Annotated in this window: 1 protein-coding gene; it reads left to right on the forward strand. The window is 34.7% G+C overall.

The features are described 5' to 3' along the window. Nucleotides 1-573, forward strand: a 573-nt coding sequence (locus FUA24_RS20965) for a 4Fe-4S dicluster domain-containing protein (RefSeq protein ID WP_148545043.1), incomplete at both ends; no start/stop codon positions are given.

A 573-nucleotide genomic window follows, 5' to 3' on the forward strand; every position in this document is an offset into this window, starting at 1 on the left:
TCCCTTAGCTATTTTCACGGCTGTTTTTTACTTTATTTTTGCTTGGTTTAGAGAACAAGTTTGTGTAATTGCTTGCCCTTACGGAAGGCTACAAGGTGTACTTTTAGACACAAAATCTGTGGTGGTTGCTTATGATTATAAACGTGGTGAAGGCACTAACGGTAGAAAAAAATTTAGAAAAAATGAAGATAGAAATACTTTAGGCCATGGTGATTGTATTGACTGTTTTCAGTGTGTAAACGTTTGCCCTACAGGTATTGATATTAGAAATGGCACACAACTAGAGTGCGTAAATTGTACTGCTTGCATTGATGAATGCGACCATATTATGGAAAGCATTAATTTACCAAAAGGATTGATACGATACGCCAGCGAAGAAAACATTAAAACCAACAAACCTTTTAAGCTAACTGCCAGAATGAAAGGCTATGTTGCTGTACTAACCATTTTAATTGGTATTTTAACGGGTATGTTGTTTTTAAGAAACGAGGTTGAAGCCAATGTTTTAAGGCTACCAGGGCAACTTTATGAACATAAAGACAATAACATTATTAGTAATGTATTTACCTATAA

The organism is Seonamhaeicola marinus (genome assembly GCF_008085455.1).